Raw genomic sequence first — 21,577 nt, 5'->3', positions numbered from 1 at the left:
TTGACCGCGGAAAAATTCCGTGCTCAAGCCGCATAAATAATTTTTCTGTTTGAACTGTATACTTGACAGGCAATAGTGCCCAAGGCAAAAATTATAGTCCGGATTTTAATGTTAGAGGGGCAAAAATTAATAGTTAATTCCCACCCTCTCTCTCCTTTGAATCTTCCCCAGCGACTTGGGGCGTTTAGAATGTTTACCCCATAAGTTTGGCCAAGAATTCCTTGGTCCGGGGATTAGTCGTTTCGTGGAAAATATAATCCGAACTACCTTGGTCGGCAATTTTACCCTTATCCATAAAGAGAACTTTGTCGGCAACGTCCTTTGCAAAAGACATTTCGTGAGTCACAATAATCATCGTCATTCCGTCAGCAGCAAGTTGCTTCATAACGTTTAACACATCATTGACCATTTCAGGATCTAACGCGGAAGTTGGCTCGTCAAAGAGCATTACTTCTGGTTTCATCGCTAAGGCCCGGGCGATGGCCACCCGTTGTTGTTGACCGCCAGAAAGAGATTGGGGGTAAGCTTGGGCTTTATTTGCCAGTCCCACTTGATCAAGTAATTCCACGGCATGAGCTTCAATTTTATCAGGTTCGTCAATTTTTAACTTTAGCGGCGCAAAAGTAATATTTTGTAAAACGGTCATGTGAGGGAAAAGGTTAAATTGTTGGAAAACAAAGCCCATTTTTTGCCGGAGAGTTTGGAGTTGGTCTTTATTGGCTTGATTAACGTTTTTACCTTCAAAGGTAACTTCACCGGTATAGTTTTCTTCAAGCCGGATTAAACACCGCAAGAGGGTACTTTTACCGCCACCAGATGGACCAATTAAAACGACTTTTTCACCTTTAGCGACGGTAAAATTAATATCCTTAAGAACGGTGTTTTTACCAAACGCCTTGTGTAAATTCTTAACTTCAATTACGTTACTCATATGTTTCCCTCCCTAACCTAAGTGGGCGTACTTCTTATTAATTTGCTTTTCGATTTGCCCGAAAACTTGGGAAAGGGCAAAGGTCAAGATAAAGTAGATGACCGCTGATACTAATAGCGGTGGGATGAAGTTGTATAGGGTTCCGCCGACACTAAGCGCTTGGGCGGTAACTTCTTGAACCCCAATATAGAAGAGGACGGATGATTCCTTAACCAAGGTGATAAATTCATTCCCCAAGGCGGGCAAAATGTTCCGAAAAGCTTGGGGGAGAATAATTGAAGTCATCGTTGTCCGATCTGACAAGCCAAGGGAAATCCCGGCTTCAGTTTGGCCAACCGGAACCGCTGTAATACCAGCCCGGAAAATTTCCGCGACATAGGCCCCAGAATTAATCCCGAGGGCAATTGACCCGGGGATGATCCGGTCAAGAGATGAACCTAAGAATTGAATTGTTGGTAAGTCCATTGTTTTGGCCAAAGTGTAATAAATTAACATTACTTGAATCATTGAAGGTGTTCCCCGCACGATTGCGATGTAGGTCCGACCAATTGCCGAAATGGCTTTAACTTTTGAAAGCCGCATCATCACGAAAATTAATCCCAGGATAATCCCGAAGATACTTCCGATAATGGTAATGATGATGGTGAGGGCCGTCCCCTGTAAAAACATTGGATAATATTTTAGTAATTCCATAGTGATTCCTTTCGATATAAAAAGCTTTTCTAGGTTGCCCCCAGAAAAGCCGGGAATTTACTTGTATTCTAGTTGTAGCTGTTGGGCCTTTTTAAACATCTTATCAAGTTGGCCGTTCTTTTGTAACTTCGTAATGGTCTTGTTGATTTGCTTCTTCAAAGCGGGACTATTCTTTTGCATAGCAATATTAATTTGGGCATCCTCCTTGGGGGTAGTTAATGGTACTTTAGCCACCGCATACTTGTCAGGATACGTGCTGACTAGGTTATCAGCAATTTCCGTTTCCGTAACAACTCCTGTAAGGGTCCCGTTTTTAAGCTCACTGGTTAAACTAGTGAAGTTAGCTTCGGTAACCAAATTAGCTGCTGAAAGTTGTTTCTTGGCAATTGTTTCTTGGGTCGTTGATTGTTGTGCCCCAATTGACTTGCCTTTTAAGCTAGCAGCGGTATTGTACTTATCAGCGTCAGCTTTTTTAACTAAGAGTACGTTCTTAACAGTGTAGTAAGACTTCGAGAAATCGACCGCCTTTTTCCGTTGGGGGGTGGAAACCATCCCAGCCATGACGATATCAACCTTCTTATCTTGCAATTCTGAAATTAAGGATGGAAATTCAGTGTTAACCACTTTTAACTTCACACCCATGTCTTTAGCAACCGCTTGGGCAACCATTAAGTCATACCCGACAATTTGCTTGTGGCCATTTTTGACAATTTGAAATTCAAACGGTGGATAGTCAGCGGAAGTCCCCACGACTAACTCTTTCTTATTTTGGATGTTCTTTAAGCTGTTATCAGCGTTTGACTTCCCACAACCAGTTAAAACTAATCCGCCTAAGAGTGCGACCGTGGCGAAGCCAAGTAATTTTTTAAGAGTTTTAATTTTCATGATTAAGTTCCTCCCTAGGTTTTAGTGATTAAGTTTGATAATTATACGAAAATACGTCGTCGATCAACCTTAACTATAAACAGGGGAAGCTGAAGAATTACTGAGTTTTCCATAGTGCCTCCTAAATTTGTTTTCTGAATATTTTTTACATAAATTATTTCGAGATTGTCATTCATTTTGCATTATTATCCATAAAAAGTAAAGCTAAAAAGATTGTTTTTTTCTTAATTAATCAATACCGTGAATAAATAGTTGTATATTCTTTATAAAAGTTAACATTTTAAAGAAAAGCGTGAATCAAAATGCATATAATGTATTATATTTATTTAACGGTTGGTACGCATAGTTATTAATTTGAGTTGGAATTAAAAAGGTTAATTTGAAGTAAAGTTCGGGATTAGCCGTGTTAAAAAATCATCTACGTTAGTTGTTAACTTTTAAAACCTTATTAAATTAACTAAATGACAATTATTTATTCTAAACGTTCAAAAATGGCGACAAATTCCGTTGACATTATATGAGAATTAAATTAGAATTCAACCATAGAATTTAATTACTAGTAAAGGAAGTAGCAATCGCTACAAGGAGGCAACCGTGGTTAAGGTAGCAATGGTGCAAATGGACATTGAATTTGGTAATCCCGCTAAAAATTTCAGTCGGGTTGGCGAGGCCTTAGAACAGGCTAAGGATCTAGGGGCTGAAGTGGTGGTGTTTCCCGAAATGTGGAATACCGGTTATGATCTTGAAAATTTGCCATCAATCGCTGACCGGGACGGCCGCCGGACCAAGACCCTTGTCGGGCAGCTAGCCAAGCAATTATCGTTGAATGTCGTAGCTGGTTCAGTTGCGACCTTAAAGGACGGGCGCTTTTATAACACGACCTATACTTTTGATCAGACTGGTAAGGTTATTGCGGAATATGATAAGGCTCATCGCTTTGGCCCCATGCAAGAAGATCAATATGTAGCGGCCGGAAATCAGCCAGCTAATTATGAAATTGCCAATCTAAAAAGTGCAAGTTTAATTTGTTATGATTTACGGTTCCCGGAATGGTGGCGGACTGCTGGAACCAAGGGAGTTAATGTTTACTTTCTCCCTGCTGAATGGCCAACTTCACGGATTGAACAGTGGGAAGCGCTGTTGAAGGCCCGGGCGATTGAAAACCAAGCCTTTGTGATTGGAGTTAACCGGGTCGGGGATGACCCCAATAACCACTTTAATGGCCATTCAATGGCAGTTGCCCCAAGTGGGGAAGTACTTGCTAACGCTGATGAACAAGCGGGGATTACTATCGTTGAAATTGATCAAACTGCAGTTCAGGAAGCTAAGCAACTATTTGATATTCAAAACGATCGCCGGCCGGAATTATACCGGTAGGGTAAATTATGATAGGAAAGAGTGATTACATGGAATTTCCACAATCTGAACTACTAAATCAGCTACCAAAACAATTTTTTGCCAATTTAGTTGCAAAGGTTAATGCCAAAATTGCAACTGGAGCGGACGTGATTAATTTGGGCCAGGGGAACCCTGACCAACCAACTCCGGAATATATTGTTAAAAGTACCCAAAAGTGGGTGGCTGATCCGCAAACTCACAAGTATTCCCTCTTTCGTGGTTTACCGGCTTTCAAACAAGCGGCAGCCGATTTTTACCATGAACAATATGGGGCAAGTTTTGATCCGGAAAAGGAAGTTGCCATTTTAGGCGGTTCTAAGATTGGCTTGGTGGAGTTGCCGTGGGCTTTGATGAATCCTGGTGACCTATTCTTACTTCCTGATCCGGGTTATCCGGATTATCTTTCTGGAGCAGCCCTCGGACAAGTTGAATTTAAAACCGTGCCTCTCAAGGCGGAAAATGGCTTTCTTCCTGACCTCGCTTCAATTCCAGAAGCCGATGCTAAACAGGCAAAGTTTTTCTACCTTAATTACCCGAATAATCCCACGGGAGCGGTTGCAACCAAGGAATTTTATACTGAATTAGTTGCTTGGGCGCGAAAATATCATGTCGGGATTATCTCTGATTTTGCATATGGGGCGTTGGGCTACGATGATGAGAAACCAACTAGCTTTATGGAAGTTCCCGGGGCTAAGGAAGTTGGAATTGAATTTTATACCTATTCCAAGACCTTCAATATGGCAGGTTGGCGGATTGCCTTTGCAGTCGGTAATGCTGACATTATTGAAGCCCTCAATTTAATTCAAGATCATCTCTTCGTGAGCCTCTTTCCCGCCCTTCAATATGCGGCCATCGATGCCTTAAAAGCCCCCGAGAGAGATGGTGAAATTCAAAAGTTAGTCGACCGTTACCAGAGTCGCCGTGATGCCTTCTTGGGTGCCGCTAAGCAAATTGGTTGGCAAGGATTCGTTCCTAAAGGGACCTTCTACGCTTGGATGAAGACCCCAACCGGGATGACAAGCGAAGCCTTTGCTGATTTATTATTAGAGAAGGTCGCCGTGGCGGTTGCTCCTGGGCGGGGCTTTGGTAAATACGGGGAAGGTTATGTTCGGATCGGACTTTTAATTTCCCCAGAACGCTTAGTTGAAGCGGTCCAACGAGTTGGCAAGCTGAATTTGTTTTAATTAAATTGCTAAATTTGGGTGGTTGGTTGGGATTTACCGGTGAACATAAGGAGGTACATACATATGACGTTAAAGTATACTGTTTTAGGCGCAGGGGCAATGGGACTTCGGTTTGGGGTTTTACTTCAAGAAGTTGCCGGCGCTGAAGTTGAATTTGTTGATAATTGGGCGCCGCAAGTTGATACCATCAAAGAACAAGGTGGCGTCTTCGTTTCACGGGATCATGAAAATAAACACCTCGTTCCAGTCAAGATTTTTAGTCCGGAAGAATATCAAGGAACCCCCGATGTTTGGATTGTCTTCGCTAAACAAATGACGCTCCAAGACTTACTTGACCGGACGGCCCATGCTTTCGATCCGAAGACACAATATGTTTTTACGGGAATGAACGGGATGGGGCATCTCGAAAAGATTAATCAATACTTCCCCAAAGAGCGAGTTGCGGCCGGAACTTGTTTGATTGGAACGGTGCTCAATCAAGCGGGGGATGTTGACTTTATTGGGAAAGTTGGCGCTGGTTCAATTAATCTAGCGGCCCAAAATAACCAAGATGCGGAATGGTTGGACCAAGTAGTTACTGACTTTACCGCCGCTAACATTAATCCCCATCTAAACCATAACTGTGAAGGGACGCTTTTTACCAAGGTGGTCTTTAACTCCGTCATCAACACTTTATGTACTCTTTTTGAAATCCAAATGGGACAATTTATTGATTATAACGGGGCCGAACGGCTCAGTAAGCAATTAATTAATGAAGCCTTTGATGTCGCTGAACGAGCCGGAGTGCAATTACTTTCAACACGGGAAGAAGAATGGGAAACAGTTCGCTACGTCAGCGCGGTTTCTAATCCCTTACACTATCCTTCCATGTATCAAGATATGAGCAAGGACCGGCCAACTGAAGTTGACTACATTAATGGTTACATCTATGATCTCGGTAAAAAATATGATTATGAAGCAAGTACGCATGACTTCCTGCGGGGATTGGTTCACTTAGCCGAAAACACCCGGAAGTATCGGAAGTAAACGGAAGAGGGCACGCTTCCATTAAATTAAATTCTGTTTTAGTGAACATAAAAAAGGTAAGGAAAATCAAGGCATTATGCTAAGAAAATCCTTACCTTTTTTCTTAAATTTTTTAAATCGTTCGTTTCAGTAACTGTTCAACAATTTTTTTCAACGCCGTTTGGGCAGGACTAGCTGGCAATTGGGCAATTTCTTGTTCGGCCTTTGCGGTAAACTTACCAGCTAATTGTTGAGCTGCTTGAACCCCACCGAAGTTAACGACTAGCTTTTGGACGGCTTGCATGTCCTTGGGGGTCATATCTTTACCTTTTTTTAGCAACGGAGCTAATTCAGCTTGATGAGTTGGTAAAACTAAGAGGAGGGGGAGGGAATAGACCCCCGTCGCGAGGTCTTTCAGCACTGGTTTGTTTAAATGATGGCCATTGTAATCCAAAATATCATCGAGAATTTGAAAGGCAATTCCAATGTTTTGGCCGATCCGTTTTGCCAGTTGAATTTCTTGCTTGTTTGCCCCTCCCAAAGCAGCTCCTTCTTCAGCAGCGAGGCTAAAGAGGGCTGCTGTCTTACCGTTAACGTTTCGCAGATAACTTAGGATGGTTTGGTCAAGTTTAAACCGGTCACCCATTTGGCCAAGTTCACCGTTAAGAATTCGTCTCATGATCCGGGCGTTAATCGTTAAAAATCGGCTATTGGCCATCGTTTCAGTAATAAGGTCAAAGAAGACGGTAAAGAGATAGTCCCCTGAATAAACTGCAACGTCCTTGCCAAAGGCGGCTTGGATGCTAGCTTGCCCCCGCCGCTTAGGTGAATCGTCGATAATATCATCGTGAATCAAGGTTGCCATGTGTAAAATTTCGATTGATGCAGCAGCCTTGACCTGTTTTTCGCTAATCTCAGTTTCATGAAGACCAGCAAATAGCAGGAAGAAGGCGGGCCGTAAGAATTTCCCGCCATGGCTTGCCATTTGTTTTAGGGCGGGTTCAAGCTGCTGGTAACGAACGATCAGCCGTTGGTCAATTAATTGGCTTACTAGTGTTAGGCTGGGTTTTAGTTGCGGATAATAACGAAAATAGGCTTGTTGCATGAGAAGTCCCCTATGTAAGTAGTTGGAAATAAGTTTTTACTGACACATTAGAATTATCAGCTTAAGCTTTTTCCCGGAATTACAGTGTGAAATTTGATAAAGAAGAAGGGTGAGAAACCGACGAGATTTTTCTCACCCTTTCCATTTTCAAACTTTACTATCTTATATTTTAGCAGAATTGTGCCGTGAATAAACTTGTTTTTTTAAAACACAATCATAATCGCAAGCGGCACATTTCCCCTTTTTGGCTCGCTTAAAGACCTTAACAAGTTGCCAAGCAGCGAGGCTGATAATTGCCAAAATAATAATGGTATTTACGAAGACTGCCATGAATGTACTCCTTTCAAATTAATTTAACCGAAAATCAAAGTTCCTCCAAGATAGATAACAGCGGCAACAACGTAGGCAATCATTAGACTTAAAGCCAATGACCAAAGCATCCATTTCGTTGAGCCGGTTTCTTGTTTAATCGTTCCTAGCGTAGCAAAGCATGGTGAATAAAGCAAGATAAAGGCCAGCAGAGCATAAGCCGCGACCGGTGTCATGTAGGTACCAAGGGCCCCAATTAAAGCCGCTTGGTTGGTGGCGTGGAACATGACCATCATACTGGAAGTAATGACTTCTTTTGCTAGGACCCCAGTAAAGAGGGCGGAAATGACTTGCCAGTGAGTGATTCCTAGTGGTGCCAAGATTGGGGCCAAGCCTTGGCCTAAGTTAGCCGCAAAACTCTTGGTTGGATCAGTCACGAAGCCACTGACCCCAAAGGAAGACATTAACCAAATTAAAACTGAACCTGCAAAAATCACGGTTCCCGCTTTCCGAATAAAGCCCTTACTCTTATCCCAGGTTCCCTGCCAAATAACATCAAACCGCGGTAAGTGATATTCAGGGAGTTCTACGATAAAAACGGAACTATCAGTCGTATGGAAGAAAAGTTGATAGCCTTTGGCAACTGCTAAGGCCACCACAATCCCCAAAAAGTAAATTGACAAGACAACTAAGGCTTGATGTTTGGGGAAAAAGGCGGCGACGACTAAGCTATAGATCGGGAGTCGGGCCGAACAGGACATGAAGGGGGAAATCAAAGTAGTAACGAGGCGCTCTTTTGGTTGTTCGATGGTCCGGGCGGCCATGATCCCGGTGACATTACAGCCAAAACCAATGATCAAAGGGATGAAGGACTTTCCATTTAGCCCAATTGTTTGCATAATCCGATCAGTAACTAGCGCTGCTCTTGCCATATAGCCAGAATCTTCAAGGATTGAAATACAGGCAAATAAAACAACGATTTGGGGGACGAAGACTAAGACCCCACCAACCCCAGCGATAATTCCGTTAACGACTAACGAGCGAAGTGGTGGGAGGGCTCCCGCTACGATCAGCCAGTGGCTAACCGTCGTTGATACGGGACCAGATATAAAGCTATCCAAGGCATCTGAAAGGGGAGTCCCAATCCAATCAAAGGATAATTCAAAGATTAATAAAAAGATTAAGGCAAAGATTGGCAAACCTAAGATCGGGTTGGTAATGATTTTATCAACTTTATTTGAAAATTCCTTTGGTTTTTGATCACCAAGGTTTTTCTTTGCACTTGCCAGGATGGTTTCAATGAAATCAAGCCGGGTATTGAAGATCTTTTCTTCAAAATGTTGAGCGTCATAGTAAGCCCGCATCTTAAGGAGGGGTTGTAAATTTCTAAAAGCAACTGCCCGGCGAACAACCTTATTTTGGTTCATATATTGGATAGTTAACCAGCGCGCTGTGCTGGCAGGTAATTCGTACTTTTCCACTAAAGCCTCCGTTGCTTGCCGAATTGCCTGTTTAACCATTGGTGGATAGTCAAGGTCTAGTGGTGCTAAAGGAGCTGGCTCATTTTGTAGGGCGTGATCCAGTTCTTTAACCCCATCTTGATTCCGCGCGTTGGTTGCCATCACCGGACAGCCCAGGAGATGACTCAAAGTGGTGAAATCATAAGCTTGCCCTTGACGCTTAAGGTCGTCAATCATATTGAGGTTTAGGATCATTGGTTGCCCAAATTCCCGTACTTCTAAGGTTAATAAAAGATTTCGTTTTAGTTGACTGGCATTAGTAACGTTTAAAATTAAGTCTGGTTGATGGTCAAGTAAATAAAGGGTAACGACTTCTTCATCCTTAGTTAAGGGTGTTAAGGAATAGACCCCGGGTAAGTCAATGACCTTAGCAGTAGCGTGCTTTAATTTACCAATCTTTTGGGCTACGGTTACTCCCGTCCAGTTCCCCGTCGTTGCATAATTATTGGTCAGACTGTTGAAAAGGGTCGTTTTTCCGGTATTTGGATTTCCAATTAGTGCAATTTCCATTTATCATTCTCCAGTTAACGTGGCAAAAACTTGATAGCGTAAGGCAATTCGCTGGTGGTTGTTTTCGATAATTACTGGACCATGAAAAGGATAACGTTGAATTAGGCGGATAGTTTCTCCATCATAAAGGCCTAAGTTGTGTAAGCGAGTAAAAGTTTCTTTATTAACTTTGTCAAAATGATGCAGAGTAAAACTAGTTGCTTTTTTCATTTTGATGCCTCCTAATCCATATTTTAATTGGTGATGAGCAATCATCTTGTGAAAAGATCACGAATGATTTAGATCACTAAGAATAAGGTTTACAAGTTTTTAAAAATATTTGATATTCCAAATTAGAATATCGATGAATATATTATCATTATAGTACACCATTAGAATGCCACTGTAACCGGTTTTTTAGAATTAGGAAAATTCCTAAGTTTAATTTCCAAAAAAGTGATTATAATAGAGATATAACGTTTTCAAAAAAAGAATTGGAATATTAAACATGATGCGGAGGAATTTAAACATGGCAACGCTTGAAATTAAAGATCTACACGTCGCGGTTACGGACGAAGAAACCAAGCAGCAAAAGGAAATTTTGACCGGAGTTAACTTAAAGATGCAAACCGGTGAAATCCATGCCATTATGGGTCCAAACGGGACGGGTAAGTCTACCCTTTCACAAACAATTATGGGACAAGCTGGCTATGAAGTTACCCAAGGAGATATTTTACTTGATGGGGAAAGTATTCTTAATATGCCAGTTGATGAACGGGCGCGGCGGGGCTTGTTCTTAGCCATGCAATACCCAGCTGAAATCCAAGGGGTTACTAATGCTGAATTCCTCCGAGCAGCCATTAATGCCCGTCGCCCAAAGGACGATCAAATTTCTGTGATGGACTTTATCAAGAAACTGGATAAGAATCTTGAATTGTTGGATATGAGCGAATCCATGACAGAACGTTACTTAAACGAAGGCTTTTCCGGTGGGGAAAAGAAGCGAAATGAAATCTTACAACTATTGATGATCGAGCCAACCTTTGCAATCTTGGACGAAATCGATTCGGGATTAGATATCGATGCTTTGAAAGTGGTTGCTAAGGGAGTTAACTCCATGCGGGGTCAAGGCTTTGGCTCTTTAATTATTACCCACTACCAACGACTTTTGAACTACATTGTTCCTGACACGGTTCACGTTATGATGGGGGGCCGGATTGTTAAGACTGGTGGTCCTGACTTAGCCTTGAAGCTTGAAAAAGAAGGTTACGCTGGCTTACGAGACGAATTAGGCCTTGATATTAAGTTGGTTGACGATAAGGACTAGGGGGCAAAAGCATGGATAAAGATCTTGCACGAAACCAATTGCAAGCGGCGAGTGCCGCCCATGGCGAAAGTACTGAGTTTACGGCCCGCCGCCTAGCGGCTTTTGATTCATTTGCGGTGGCAAAAATGCCCCGGATGCAAAAGTTTAACTTTAGCACCTGGCCTCTCTTTGACCGCCAACCAGAACTAAACTGGGTTGAAACGGCGACACCAGATTTAGAACCAGTTGCTGATGATCAAATCCGTTTTGTTCAATTTGGTCAAACAACAATTGAAACTCATCTTCCCCAAGCCTTGGTTGATCAAGGAGTTATCTTGATGGATCTTTTTGAAGCCATGAAGAAGGATCCCAAATTAGTCGAGGCCAATTTAATGCAGCCAATTGTTAAGCCGGAAGAAAATAAGTTAACGGCTTACCACTTAGCATACTTAAATGCAGGGGTTTTCCTCTATGTTCCAAAAGGGGTCAAAATTACGGCCCCGGTTGAAATTAATTTGATCCAAGACAGTACCCAGGCTAACCAACCGCTTAATTCACATTTGTTAATTATTGCCGATGATAATAGTGAAGTTAGCGTCTTGCAACACACAACTACTCGTGGAGAAGAGGCTAATCCTGCCAGCTTAATGGTTGAAATTGATGCCCGCCAAGGAAGTCATGTTTCCTTTTCATCTTTAGATGAATTAGGCGAGCGAACGGTTACCTACTTTAAGCGGCGGGCCAATATTGGCCGGGATGCCAAGGTCGAATGGGCCGTAGGTTTAATGAATGGTGGTAATACGGTTGGTGACATGGACTCCGAATTAATTGGCGTTGGTGGTGAGGGTGATTCCAAGCTAATCGCGGTTACGACTGGTGACCAACATGTTGGGATCAATAACCGGGTTACCCACCATGGTGAACATACTACCGGGAACATCAACCAACGGGGGGTTCTTCTGGGGAAATCACACTTAGTCTTCAACGGAATTGGTGAAATCATTCATGGGGCTCATGATGCCAATGCGGAACAACAAAACCGGGTCTTGATGATGTCCCCAGAATGTCGTGGGGATGCGAACCCAATTTTGCTAATTGATGAAAATGACGTAATTGCCGGCCACGCTGCTAGTGTTGGTCCAGTTAACCCGGTCCAAATGAACTACTTGATGAGTCGCGGAATCCCAAAACCACAAGCAGCCCACTTGGTTATTCGGGGCTTCCTTAGCTCCGTTATTTCAGTAATTCCAGAAAAGGAAGTTCGGGAAAAGCTAATTGAAATTTTGGAAAGGAAGCTTACCGATGGCCAACTTTAAACAATACCGGACGGACTTTCCCATCTTGGATCAAACGGTCAACGGGGAAAAGTTAGTTTACTTAGATAGCGCGGCTACTGCGCAACGACCAACACCTGTGCTTAACCGGGTAATGAAGTTTTACCAAACGGATAATGCAAATGTTCACCGGGGAGTGCATACTTTAGCTGAACGGGCAACCGCTGATTATGAAGCGGCCCGGGTGACGGTGCAAAAGTTTATTAATGCGGCCAAACCAGAAGAAATTATCTTTACTAAGGGCTGTACCGATGCCCTTAACCTTGTGGCAGCTACCTATGGGCAAGCTAACATCCAAGCCGGTGACGAAATCGTAATTTCTATTGCTGAACACCATAGTAATCTGATTCCTTGGCAACAATTAGCTAAGCAAAAGGGAGCGATCCTTAAGTATATTGGCTTAACTGATGATGGCGAGTTGGATTTGGCGGATGCCAAACAACAAATTACCGACCAAACTAAGTTAGTGGCGATTGCCCATGCCACGAACGTTTTAGGCACGGTTAATCCAATTAAGGAATTAGCTCAAATTACCCACCAACATGGAGCAGTGATTGTAGTTGACGGGGCGCAAGCTGTTGCGCACATGCCGGTTGATGTTCAAGCACTTGATGTGGATTTCTATGCTTTTTCTGGCCATAAGATGATGTCGCCAACTGGAATTGGGGTGCTTTATGGGAAAGCCGATCTGCTAGCAACAATGCCCCCATACCAATACGGGGGCGAAATGATTGGTGAAGTTCATCAACAAGCTAGTACCTGGGCTCCAATTCCCTATAAGTTTGAAGCTGGAACCCAAAACATTGCTGGAGCGGTGGGGCTTGCCGCTGCGATTGATTACCTCAATCAAATCGGAATGACGCAAATTGCGGCACATGAACAAGCTTTAGTTCAGAAATTACTTCCCCAATTACTATCAATTGACCAATTAACGGTTTATGGACCACATGATCCCGCAAAGCATACAGGGGTGGTTGCTTTTAATTTGACTGGCCTCCATCCGCATGATTTAGCAACCGCCCTTGATATGGAAGGCATTGCAGTGCGGGCGGGACACCATTGCGCACAACCATTAATGGAATACCTTCAGGTTACTGCCACGGCACGAGCCAGTTTCTATCTTTACAATACTGAGGCGGATGTCAATGCTTTAGTGACCGCGATTAAGAAAGCAAAGGAGTTCTTTAGAATTGGGACTGGAGAAACTAAATAGTTTATATCGGGAAGTCATCTTAGACCACGCCCAAAATCCCCATAATAAGGGAAAGCTAGCGTCCGCCTCCCATCAAATTACTTTAAATAATCCAACTTGTGGGGACGTTATTAATCTCCAAATTAACCTTGATGATACTGATAAGATCAAGGAAGTTGCTTATACCGGAGAAGGATGTACGATCAGTCAAGCTTCCGCATCAATGATGACGGAAGCTGTTAAAGGAAAGACCAAGGAAGAAGCCCTTAAAATGGCTAAAACTTTTTCGGATATGGCAATTGGTAAAAAACATTCAGAAGCGGATCTAAAAGAACTAGGGGATGCCCAAATTTTAACGAGTATTATGGAATTCCCAGCCCGAATTAAGTGTGCAACCCTCGCTTGGTGGGCATTGCAACGGGCACTCTTACAAGAAAGTGATGAGGATTAAGCCAATGACAGATGCAAATGAACTTTTAAAAAATAAAGACGATTACGAATTTGGGTTCCACGATGACATTCAACCAGCCTTCTCAACCGGGCGGGGGTTAACCGAAGATATCGTCCGGGCTATTTCAGCTGAAAAGCACGAACCAAAGTGGATGCTTGACTATCGTTTGAAGGCTTACGAAATTTACAAGAAGTTACCAATGCCAAAGTTCGGCCCTGATTTGTCAGAACTTGACTTGGACAACATGTTGTACTACCAAAAGATGACCGATAAGAAGTATCGGGATTGGGACGATGTACCAGCTGATTTAAAAAAGACCTTCGATCGGTTAGGGGTTCCAGAAGCCGAACGGAAGTACTTAGCCGGTTCTTCCGCCCAATACGAATCCGAAGTGGTTTACCACAATATGAAAAATGAATTTGAAAAGCTAGGGATCATCTTTACCGATACCGATACCGCCTTGCGGGAATACCCAGCGCTTTTCAAGAAGTGGTTTGGAAAATTAGTGCAACCAGCAGATAATAAGTTTGCGGCCCTTAACTGTGCTGTTTGGTCCGGTGGTTCCTTTATCTATGTCCCAAAGGGAGTTAAGACCAAAACGCCAATCCAATCCTACTTCCGTTTGAACTCCGAAAATTCCGGTCAATTTGAACGGACCTTAATCATTGTAGATGAAGGAGCAAGTGTGGATTATGTTGAAGGGTGTACGGCACCAAATTACTCTTCTGACAGTTTACATGCCGCGGTAGTTGAAGTAAATGTTTTAAAGGATGCTTACTGCCGGTACACGACGATCCAAAATTGGTCTGATAATGTTTACAGTTTGGAAACGAAGCGGGCGGCTGCCGATAAAAACGCCACGATGGAATGGGTTGACGGTAACCTTGGTTCGAAGGTTACGATGAAGTATCCATCTGTTTACTTAAACGGTGAAGGTGCCCGGGGAACCATGCTTTCAATTGCCGTCGCCTCCAACGGGATTCACCAAGATTCTGGGGCCCGGATGATTCATAATGCCAAGAATACTTCAAGTTCAATCGTTTCCAAGTCAATTTCCAAGACCGGTGGGGCCACTGATTACCGGGGAACGGTGCGTTTTACGAAGGATTCCGATGGATCAAAAGCGCATGTTGAATGCGATACGATTATTATGGATGACCAATCCTCATCAAATACGATTCCATATAACGAAATCGATAACAATAATGTGGCCATGGAACACGAAGCGAAGGTTTCTAAGATTTCCGAAGAACAACTCTACTACTTAATGAGTCGTGGGATTTCTGAAGAAAAGGCAACGGAAATGATTATCATGGGCTTTGTGGAACCATTTACTAAGCAATTACCAATGGAATACGCGGTTGAATTGAACCGACTGATTAGTTTTGAAATGGAAGGCTCCATTGGCTAGTATTAGGGTTAACGATGATTTAGCCGTCTTTCTGGTTAGCAAACCTGAACGACGGCTTTTGTGGCATTTTAGTAGGAGGCGTAAAAATGACAGCGGAAAATAATACGGGGGCGCCTTTTTCGCCAATTGAAAACCAAGTAATGACGGCTTTGGAAAAAGTGATTGATCCTGAATTGGGACTTGATTTGGTTAACTTAGGGTTAATTTACGATGTTGAAGTTGATCCCAAAGGAAGTTGTACCGTTACAATGACCTTAACAACGATGGGGTGCCCCTTAACTGATTATTTAAATAATGATATTAATCGAGCAATTCTTTCCGTTGATGGGGTTAAAGAATGTAAGATTAATTTAACTTTTGAACCCCCTTGGAATGTCGATATGGTTAGTCGGTATGCTAAGATCGCTCTTGGAATTCATGGTTAGGTGAGGAAAATGGATATTGAATACTTTGTTGCTCGGCGAAAAGCCCGGGGCTATTCACAAGTTGAATTATCACGGGGGATTTGTACCCAGTCGACCCTCAGTAAATTTGAAAATAATAGCCAGATTCCGTCGTTAGCGATCTTACGGCAATTATGTGAGCGCCTAGATCTAACTTTGGATGATCTAGATGAACGGAGTCGAGCAACCTTTTCGCTTCGCCATCAATTAGAAATGGCTGAAGAAGAGTTGATGGTTGAAAATTACCGGGCGGTTCAAAAAATATTAGGACCAATTAAAATCGATCAGGTGCAAAACACCCAATTAAAGATGCAATACTACTATTTAGAAGGGTTAATGGCTACCTTGACTAATCAAGCTGATACAGTCGCACTCTTTTCCTTTACCCAAATTTTGGATGAACTTGATGAACGGCATGAGACGATTTTTTCCCAACTGGCATACTTAGGAGAAGGGGTCTTGTATGCACGGAAAAATTTAATGGAGCGGGCCCAGTTCTTTATTCATAAGGTTAAACAATATTTGACGGTGAAATTAAAGCAAGGAGACCCTCATCCTGGAAACGTCGATAATGCACGATTGCTTACAATGATGTATTATCTTGGGGAGTACTATACTTTGTTAAATCAGCCCCAAGAAAGTAATCACTACTTAAAATTAGGAATTGAGCGGTGTGCCCACGAACACGTTACTTACTTTTTACCTCGTTTAAAGTTACTTCGGGCCCAAAACGCCTTAACCGTTGGGGAGAATCCACAATTAGTGATGGCAGAATTAACTGATGCCCGGGCTTTTGCACGCTTGAATCAAAATAATGCCGTGCTTATTCAAACGACCGCGTTGATTAAACGTTATCGTGATTTGTTGATAAATACCGCTAAGGGAGAAAAAGATGACACTGACTAATCACCATTCCGAAAATGAAGTTAACCAAATGTTTACCCGGCTTGCAGGTCGTTATGATTTAATGAATGACGTTGTTAGTTTGGGGACTCAGCGCCAATGGCGAAAAAAATTTTTTAATCAGCTTCCAGTCTTTAAGGGAGCAGATAGCTTAGATCTCTGTTGTGGAACTGCTGATTTAACCATCAAGTTAGCTCAACTAGCGGGCCCACGGGGACGAACGATTGGGCTAGACTTCAACGCAGCTATGTTAGCTGGCGGGGAAGAAAAAATTCGTCAGGCTGACCTCACAAAAGACATAGAATTGGTGCAAGGGGATGCGATGAATCTGCCATTTGAAGCTAATCAATTTGATTTTGTGACGATCGGCTTTGGTCTCCGGAATGTTCCAGATGCCAACCAAGTTTTAAAAGAAGCCCAACGGGTACTCAAGCCAGGTGGCTACTTTGCTTGCATTGAAATGTCGCAACCAACCAATCCAGTTGTTCGTTTAGGTTGGAAAGCCTATTTCAACGCCTTTCCAGTTTTGGCAAAGGCCTTCGGGGGAAGTTATAAAGACTATACCTACTTAAAGGAAACTTCCATGCAGTTTGTTTCGGCAAGTAAATTAAAGCAAATGATGGAAGAAGCTGGAATGGTCGCTGTTAGGGTTATCCCGCTTAACCTCGGTGCGGCGGCGATTCATGTAGGTCAAAAGGCCGCACCCAGAATGGGGCGGTATTAAGCAAGGCAGTCAGCTTAGCGCGAGGGAACTTTCCTTACGAAGCTGGATTACCCATAATGTTACCTAGCGAAATTGAAGCCTTAGGAAAATTTAAGGAGGAGATACGATGAAAGTTTTTGTTGCAGGAGCAACGGGTCGAGTTGGTCAAGCCGTTGTTGAACAATTATTGGCAAGAAAGGTTACCGTTTATGCGGGCGGTCGGGATTTGAGGAAGCTTCCGGTCCAAGCAAAACCAGTATCCTTGGATTTACACGCTCCAGTAACTGACTTACAGCAGTTAATTTCTGGTTGTGACGCCATTATCTTTACTGCTGGATCACGAGGTAAAGATCTCTTACAAACGGACCTTAATGGAGCAGTTAAGTTAATGATGGCGGCTGAAAAAGCCGGTATTAAGCGCTTTATCCAACTTAGTTCGGCCTATTCGCTTGATCAAGAAATGTGGACGAAGGTCCCGAGTCTTGCCCAAATCACGGATTATAATTTAGCTAAATACTATTCTGATCGGTGGCTAATGGACGAAACCCTGTTAGATTACACGATTATTCAAGCAGGAAGTTTGACCACGAAACCGGGGACAGGGATGATCGCATTAAATCCAGAAACGGCTGGTGAAAATCCAATTTCAGATGTTGCCAAGGTCCTCGTTGAATGTCTCGACCACGATAATACCATTCACCAAGTAATAATGATGAAGGCTGGCTCAACCCCAGTTGACGAGGCGTTGGGGCAAATTTAAAAGGTTGGGATAAGCAGAACGAAGGTTGATTCATTAGAATCGGCCTTTCGTTCGCGCTTATCCGCTAAGGTCGTGCTTTGGAGCGAACCAGCCAACTGGTTTGGCGTTTGTAAGCCCATGCAAGGCTGAATCGGTTGGTGCGACCGTTGGGGAAGCAACTGCCATTCAGCTACTGCTTTGACCTTAGTTACTGAGTAACATTCAGAGATGAAAAAGCGGCCGGAAAGAAACTCATGTTTCTTCCCGGCCGCTTTTTATTAACTAAAGATTCATTGTTGTACCATCTCAGGGAAATTTTATCCTATCACACACCAAACCGGCGGCTTGCATGAAGCTGTAACAGGTCGTGGGACCGACGAATTTGAACCCGGCCTTTTTAAGTTGTTTAGCTAATTGTTTGGCTTCGAAAATCACGGTTGGGACCTCAGCCATGGTCTGGGGATGGTGATTAATAACTTGGAAATTAACGCTTTGCCAAACAAAATGATCGAAACTTTGCCCGGCTTGTTGAAATTTTTGGATCATTTGAGCGTTATTAATGATCGCAGCTAATTTTTGGCGGTGACGAATTAACCCTGGATTGCCCATTAAACGATCAAGGTCGGTTGAAGTCATCGCGGCAACTTTTTTAATTTCGAAATTATAAAAAGCTTGCCGAAAATTAGCTCGCTTTTTAAAAACGATATTCCAACTGAGCCCCGCTTGCATACTTTCAAGGCTTAAAATTTCAAATAATTTTTGATCATTGTGTTCCGGGAAGCCCCATTCGGTTTCGTAATAAATGGTCATTTCAGGAGAGCTTTCCCACCAGTTTACTTCACTCATAAGTTCCTCCTTTGATTTTATTGCATTCGCAAAGCATTTTTTCTTGTTTTGCCCTATAATAAAGTAAGTAATAATTGAGAAAGGGCGCGGTTAGTTAATGAAATCAGTCCCATTTGAAGTCCCTAAAAATCAAGAGTTAGACCGGGTTGTAACTTTCTTTAAAGCCTTTGGGGATCGAACCCGGTATTTGATTGTCACTATTTTAGCGCATGGCCCATTAACGGTAAATGAATTAGCCGACCGGTTAGGAACCTCTCAACCGGCAATGTCTCATCAATTAATGATTCTTCGACAAGCGGGGATTGTTGTTGGTAAACGCGATGGGCGCTACATTCACTACCAATTAACTGACGATCACGTTTTAACAATTTTACGCCAAGTCCAAGCCCATACCACCCAAGGCTAATTTTAGGCACCTTTTTGTTGATAAAACTAATGAATAGTGTTAAATTATAGATAACATATTCACATATGTTTATATATGAATGAAAGCGGTAAAAAAGATCGGGGGGGAGATTAAGGTGTTGGTAAAATTATCGAACCTAAATACAAATCAAAAACGCCAAGCAATCTTGGCAGGATTGGGAATTTTATTGCTAGTGGTTGGTGTCGTGGTACCATTCCCGCAGTTTGTCAAAGCGGGGGTTTTAGTATTTGCTTACTTAGTTGTCGGTTATGACGTTTTAGTGGCCGCTGGCAAAAATATCCGGGCCGGGCACTGGTTTGACGAGAATTTCTTGATGGCGATTGCAACGATTGGAGCGCTTGCGATCGGTGAGTTTGCCGAAGCGGTAGCCGTCATGTTATTCTACAAAATTGGTGATTTTTTTCAGGATTTGGCGGTTGAAAATTCTAAACGGTCAATTAGTAGCTTGCTCCAACTTCGGCCAGACTATGCTAATTTAGTATTAGCCCATGGAAAAATCAACCAAGTTTCACCATCAGCAGTTGAAATTGGGGATGTTATTCAAGTCAAACCAGGAGAAAAGGTTCCCTTGGATGGTAAGATTATTGAAGGTAGTTCCTATCTTGACACCGCGGCTTTAACCGGGGAAAGCAACCCCGTTTTTGTTAGTCCGGGACAAACAATTTTAAGTGGGACGGTAAATCAAAGCGGAGTTCTTCAACTTAAAGTTACTAAGCGCTATGGTGATTCAACCGTGGCTAAGATTCTTAAATTAGTTGAATCGGCAAGTGAAAAGAAAACTAAGGTTGAAAACTTTATTACTCGATTTAGTCGGTTTTACACCCCAGCAGTGGTTGGCTTAGCTGCTTTAGTCGCAATCTTACCCCCGCTCTTAACAGGTGGTGCTTGGTTAACTTGGCTTTATCGAGCCCTAAGTGTGCTCGTGATTTCATGTCCTTGTGCGCTTGTAATCTCTGTCCCATTAAGTTACTTTAGTGGCATTGGGGCGGCTTCTAAGCAAGGAGTTTTGGTAAAAGGAAGTAATTATCTGGATGTTTTAAACCAGGTTAAAATAATGGTCTTTGACAAAACTGGAACCCTAACGGTAGGTCACTTCACGGTTAGTCAACTTCACCCGGTAGGAATTAGTTCCGCTGAACTTTTGAAATTAGCGGCGGTTGCGGAACGGAAGTCTCCCCACCCAATTGCCAAGGCCTTGGTTCAGGCAAGTAATACTAGGGAAGAAGCAAAGAAAATTACTGAAGTTGTTGGTCAAGGGGTAAAAGCCCAATACCAAGGAAAAGTCTTATTAGTTGGGAACGCTAAGTTAATGCATTCTCAAGCAGTTAAAGCTTTTGTTCCGCTAACGGGCGTTACGGGAACCGTGGTTTATGTAGCCTGGGATGGTCAATTTAAAGGGGCGATTCTGGTAGCGGATACCGTAAAGAGCAGTGCCAAAGAAGCATTAGGTGGACTTAAACAAAGCGGGATTACCCAAACCATCATGCTAACGGGAGATAATGAAGCAACTGCTAAGGCTGTTGCAACTGAGCTAGGCGTTGATCAAGTGTATGCTAACTTACTCCCCGAAGATAAGTTAAAGCTGGTTCGTCGTTTTCAAAAAACTAATCAAGGAAAAGTTGCCTTTGTCGGGGATGGGCTAAATGACACACCAGTTTTGGCAGGTAGCGATCTTGGGATTGCTATGGGAGCTTTAGGATCAGATGCGGCAATTGAAGCGGCTGATATTGTCCTAATGAATGACGAACCAAGTTCAATTTTAGTGGTTCGGAAATTAGCACAAAAAACCCGCCAGATCGCGCAAGAAAATATTGCTTTTGCGATTGCCATCAAAGTTGGCTGTTTAGCTTTAGCGGCCTTTGGGATAGTAAACCTTTGGGAAGCGGTTTTTGCCGATGTGGGGGTGACGCTAATCGCTGTTTTGAATGCGCTACGCTTAGTTCGTACTAAAGCGATTCCTCAAAAGCAACAACCTACTCCCCCCCATCCCCAAGCGGCGGTTGAAAAAGTTTAGCAAGAGAGGTTGGGAAAAAAGCTCCTTGACGGCCTGGTTGGGATAAGAAGGACGAAGGTTGATTCATTAGAATCGACCTTTCGTTCGCACTTATCCGCTAAGGCCGTGCTTTTTGACCTTAGTTACTGAGTAACATTCGGAGATGAAAAAGAGAGGCTGGGAAAAAACTCCTAGTCCAAAGTAAAAACCGGATGATGAATTTCTTAAACGGCACTATTGCCTGTCAAGTATACAGTTCAAACAGAAAAATTATTTATGCGGCTTGAGCACGGAATTTTTCCGCGGTCAA

Annotated in this window: 22 protein-coding genes; 14 read left to right on the top strand and 8 right to left on the bottom strand. The window is 42.9% G+C overall.

Translation table 11 applies throughout. The annotated features are described in order from the left end of the window. Positions 1-193 precede the first annotated feature (193 nt). From H5993_RS07210 to H5993_RS07200, 3 genes are read right to left on the bottom strand one after another with little or no spacing between them, the layout of a single operon-like run. Positions 194-931 (bottom strand): amino acid ABC transporter ATP-binding protein, encoded by a 738-nt coding sequence (locus tag H5993_RS07210; RefSeq protein ID WP_204776821.1) that lies wholly within the window; start codon positions 929-931, stop codon positions 194-196. Positions 932-943: 12 nt separating this feature from the next. Further along, positions 944-1,624, bottom strand: coding sequence for an amino acid ABC transporter permease (locus tag H5993_RS07205; RefSeq protein WP_180871430.1), 681 nt, complete (start codon positions 1,622-1,624; stop codon positions 944-946). Between the two features lie 57 nt (positions 1,625-1,681). Continuing rightward, a complete protein-coding gene (locus H5993_RS07200; protein WP_204776820.1) occupies positions 1,682-2,509 on the bottom strand; it encodes a transporter substrate-binding domain-containing protein in 828 nt (275 codons plus the stop codon). 594 nt (positions 2,510-3,103) lie between these two features. Between H5993_RS07200 and H5993_RS07195 the strand changes: the two genes are divergently transcribed. The 3 genes from H5993_RS07195 (at position 3,104) to H5993_RS07185 (ending at position 6,117) form a co-directional block, all read left to right on the top strand. Beyond that, a complete protein-coding gene (locus H5993_RS07195) occupies positions 3,104-3,886 on the top strand; it encodes a nitrilase-related carbon-nitrogen hydrolase (protein ID WP_204776819.1) in 783 nt (260 codons plus the stop codon). A gap of 29 nt (positions 3,887-3,915) precedes the next feature. Next, complete coding sequence (locus H5993_RS07190; protein WP_204776822.1) at positions 3,916-5,091, top strand: pyridoxal phosphate-dependent aminotransferase; 1,176 nt, start codon at positions 3,916-3,918, stop codon at positions 5,089-5,091. A 63-nt stretch (positions 5,092-5,154) separates the two neighbouring features. Beyond that, positions 5,155-6,117 (top strand): ketopantoate reductase family protein, encoded by a 963-nt coding sequence (locus H5993_RS07185; protein ID WP_204776818.1) that lies wholly within the window; start codon positions 5,155-5,157, stop codon positions 6,115-6,117. A gap of 112 nt (positions 6,118-6,229) precedes the next feature. Here the strand turns inward: H5993_RS07185 and H5993_RS07180 are convergent, their stop codons facing one another. The 4 genes from H5993_RS07180 to H5993_RS07165 all read right to left on the bottom strand — a co-directional run bounded on the left by H5993_RS07180 (position 6,230) and on the right by H5993_RS07165 (position 9,750). Next, on the bottom strand, positions 6,230-7,201 hold the full coding sequence (locus tag H5993_RS07180) for a polyprenyl synthetase family protein (protein ID WP_204776817.1): 972 nt from the start codon (positions 7,199-7,201) through the stop codon (positions 6,230-6,232). A 162-nt stretch (positions 7,202-7,363) separates the two neighbouring features. Next, the gene (locus tag H5993_RS07175; protein ID WP_204776816.1) at positions 7,364-7,531 is read right to left on the bottom strand and encodes a FeoB-associated Cys-rich membrane protein; all 168 of its coding nucleotides are present in this window, start codon (positions 7,529-7,531) and stop codon (positions 7,364-7,366) included. A gap of 23 nt (positions 7,532-7,554) precedes the next feature. Further along, on the bottom strand, positions 7,555-9,540 hold the full coding sequence (gene feoB, locus H5993_RS07170; RefSeq protein WP_180871435.1) for a ferrous iron transport protein B: 1,986 nt from the start codon (positions 9,538-9,540) through the stop codon (positions 7,555-7,557). Between the two features lie 3 nt (positions 9,541-9,543). Then, the gene (locus tag H5993_RS07165; RefSeq protein ID WP_180871436.1) at positions 9,544-9,750 is read right to left on the bottom strand and encodes a FeoA family protein; all 207 of its coding nucleotides are present in this window, start codon (positions 9,748-9,750) and stop codon (positions 9,544-9,546) included. 298 nt (positions 9,751-10,048) lie between these two features. On the opposite strand from H5993_RS07165, the gene sufC reads away from it, so the two are divergent. From sufC to H5993_RS07120, 9 genes are all read left to right on the top strand, one after another. After that, positions 10,049-10,846 (top strand): Fe-S cluster assembly ATPase SufC, encoded by a 798-nt coding sequence (gene sufC, locus H5993_RS07160; RefSeq protein ID WP_204776815.1) that lies wholly within the window; start codon positions 10,049-10,051, stop codon positions 10,844-10,846. Between the two features lie 11 nt (positions 10,847-10,857). Further along, the gene (sufD, locus tag H5993_RS07155; RefSeq protein ID WP_204776814.1) at positions 10,858-12,141 is read left to right on the top strand and encodes a Fe-S cluster assembly protein SufD; all 1,284 of its coding nucleotides are present in this window, start codon (positions 10,858-10,860) and stop codon (positions 12,139-12,141) included. Next, positions 12,128-13,372, top strand: a complete 1,245-nt coding sequence (locus H5993_RS07150; protein WP_204776813.1) for a cysteine desulfurase — start codon at positions 12,128-12,130, stop codon at positions 13,370-13,372. The genes sufD and H5993_RS07150 overlap by 14 nt, the downstream gene beginning before the upstream one ends. After that, positions 13,350-13,802, top strand: a complete 453-nt coding sequence (gene sufU, locus H5993_RS07145) for a Fe-S cluster assembly sulfur transfer protein SufU (RefSeq protein ID WP_204776812.1) — start codon at positions 13,350-13,352, stop codon at positions 13,800-13,802. The genes H5993_RS07150 and sufU overlap by 23 nt, the downstream gene beginning before the upstream one ends. 4 nt (positions 13,803-13,806) lie before the next feature. Beyond that, the gene (gene sufB / locus H5993_RS07140; protein WP_204776811.1) at positions 13,807-15,213 is read left to right on the top strand and encodes a Fe-S cluster assembly protein SufB; all 1,407 of its coding nucleotides are present in this window, start codon (positions 13,807-13,809) and stop codon (positions 15,211-15,213) included. An 86-nt stretch (positions 15,214-15,299) separates the two neighbouring features. Further along, positions 15,300-15,638, top strand: coding sequence for a metal-sulfur cluster assembly factor (locus H5993_RS07135; protein WP_204776810.1), 339 nt, complete (start codon positions 15,300-15,302; stop codon positions 15,636-15,638). 9 nt (positions 15,639-15,647) lie between these two features. Continuing rightward, a complete protein-coding gene (locus tag H5993_RS07130; protein ID WP_204776809.1) occupies positions 15,648-16,562 on the top strand; it encodes a helix-turn-helix domain-containing protein in 915 nt (304 codons plus the stop codon). Continuing rightward, positions 16,549-17,283: a demethylmenaquinone methyltransferase gene (locus H5993_RS07125; protein WP_204776808.1), complete on the top strand. Its 735-nt coding sequence runs from the start codon at positions 16,549-16,551 to the stop codon at positions 17,281-17,283. Before H5993_RS07130 ends, H5993_RS07125 begins: the two co-directional genes overlap by 14 nt. A gap of 106 nt (positions 17,284-17,389) precedes the next feature. Next, positions 17,390-18,022: an SDR family oxidoreductase gene (locus H5993_RS07120; protein WP_204776807.1), complete on the top strand. Its 633-nt coding sequence runs from the start codon at positions 17,390-17,392 to the stop codon at positions 18,020-18,022. Positions 18,023-18,307: 285 nt separating this feature from the next. On the opposite strand, the gene H5993_RS07115 is transcribed toward H5993_RS07120, so the two are convergent. Continuing rightward, a complete protein-coding gene (locus H5993_RS07115; RefSeq protein ID WP_204776806.1) occupies positions 18,308-18,847 on the bottom strand; it encodes a DNA-3-methyladenine glycosylase I in 540 nt (179 codons plus the stop codon). A gap of 97 nt (positions 18,848-18,944) precedes the next feature. On the opposite strand from H5993_RS07115, the gene H5993_RS07110 reads away from it, so the two are divergent. Both H5993_RS07110 and H5993_RS07105 read left to right on the top strand, forming a co-directional pair. Then, a complete protein-coding gene (locus tag H5993_RS07110; RefSeq protein ID WP_204776805.1) occupies positions 18,945-19,253 on the top strand; it encodes an ArsR/SmtB family transcription factor in 309 nt (102 codons plus the stop codon). A 115-nt stretch (positions 19,254-19,368) separates the two neighbouring features. Next, positions 19,369-21,288, top strand: a complete 1,920-nt coding sequence (locus H5993_RS07105; RefSeq protein WP_338033139.1) for a heavy metal translocating P-type ATPase — start codon at positions 19,369-19,371, stop codon at positions 21,286-21,288. The last annotated feature ends 289 nt before the right edge of the window (positions 21,289-21,577 follow it).

Source organism: Limosilactobacillus alvi (assembly GCF_016900115.1).
In the GTDB taxonomy this organism is placed as follows: domain Bacteria; phylum Bacillota; class Bacilli; order Lactobacillales; family Lactobacillaceae; genus Limosilactobacillus; species Limosilactobacillus alvi.
Note: the sequence above shows the minus strand (reverse complement) of the source record. Positions and strands in the feature narration are given on the sequence as shown.

Excerpts from the sequence above, each read along its gene's own strand:
- H5993_RS07210 (WP_204776821.1), bottom strand. The coding sequence starts at position 931 with ATGAGTAACGTAATTGAAGTTAAGAATTTACACAAGGCGTTTGGTAAA.
- H5993_RS07205 (WP_180871430.1), bottom strand. The coding sequence starts at position 1,624 with ATGGAATTACTAAAATATTATCCAATGTTTTTACAGGGGACGGCCCTC.
- H5993_RS07200 (WP_204776820.1), bottom strand. The coding sequence starts at position 2,509 with ATGAAAATTAAAACTCTTAAAAAATTACTTGGCTTCGCCACGGTCGCA.
- H5993_RS07190 (WP_204776822.1), top strand. The coding sequence starts at position 3,916 with ATGGAATTTCCACAATCTGAACTACTAAATCAGCTACCAAAACAATTT.
- H5993_RS07185 (WP_204776818.1), top strand. The coding sequence starts at position 5,155 with ATGACGTTAAAGTATACTGTTTTAGGCGCAGGGGCAATGGGACTTCGG.
- H5993_RS07180 (WP_204776817.1), bottom strand. The coding sequence starts at position 7,201 with ATGCAACAAGCCTATTTTCGTTATTATCCGCAACTAAAACCCAGCCTA.
- H5993_RS07175 (WP_204776816.1), bottom strand. The coding sequence starts at position 7,531 with ATGGCAGTCTTCGTAAATACCATTATTATTTTGGCAATTATCAGCCTC.
- feoB (WP_180871435.1), bottom strand. The coding sequence starts at position 9,540 with ATGGAAATTGCACTAATTGGAAATCCAAATACCGGAAAAACGACCCTT.
- H5993_RS07165 (WP_180871436.1), bottom strand. The coding sequence starts at position 9,750 with ATGAAAAAAGCAACTAGTTTTACTCTGCATCATTTTGACAAAGTTAAT.
- sufC (WP_204776815.1), top strand. The coding sequence starts at position 10,049 with ATGGCAACGCTTGAAATTAAAGATCTACACGTCGCGGTTACGGACGAA.
- sufD (WP_204776814.1), top strand. The coding sequence starts at position 10,858 with ATGGATAAAGATCTTGCACGAAACCAATTGCAAGCGGCGAGTGCCGCC.
- H5993_RS07150 (WP_204776813.1), top strand. The coding sequence starts at position 12,128 with ATGGCCAACTTTAAACAATACCGGACGGACTTTCCCATCTTGGATCAA.
- sufB (WP_204776811.1), top strand. The coding sequence starts at position 13,807 with ATGACAGATGCAAATGAACTTTTAAAAAATAAAGACGATTACGAATTT.
- H5993_RS07135 (WP_204776810.1), top strand. The coding sequence starts at position 15,300 with ATGACAGCGGAAAATAATACGGGGGCGCCTTTTTCGCCAATTGAAAAC.
- H5993_RS07130 (WP_204776809.1), top strand. The coding sequence starts at position 15,648 with ATGGATATTGAATACTTTGTTGCTCGGCGAAAAGCCCGGGGCTATTCA.
- H5993_RS07125 (WP_204776808.1), top strand. The coding sequence starts at position 16,549 with ATGACACTGACTAATCACCATTCCGAAAATGAAGTTAACCAAATGTTT.
- H5993_RS07120 (WP_204776807.1), top strand. The coding sequence starts at position 17,390 with ATGAAAGTTTTTGTTGCAGGAGCAACGGGTCGAGTTGGTCAAGCCGTT.
- H5993_RS07115 (WP_204776806.1), bottom strand. The coding sequence starts at position 18,847 with ATGAGTGAAGTAAACTGGTGGGAAAGCTCTCCTGAAATGACCATTTAT.
- H5993_RS07110 (WP_204776805.1), top strand. The coding sequence starts at position 18,945 with ATGAAATCAGTCCCATTTGAAGTCCCTAAAAATCAAGAGTTAGACCGG.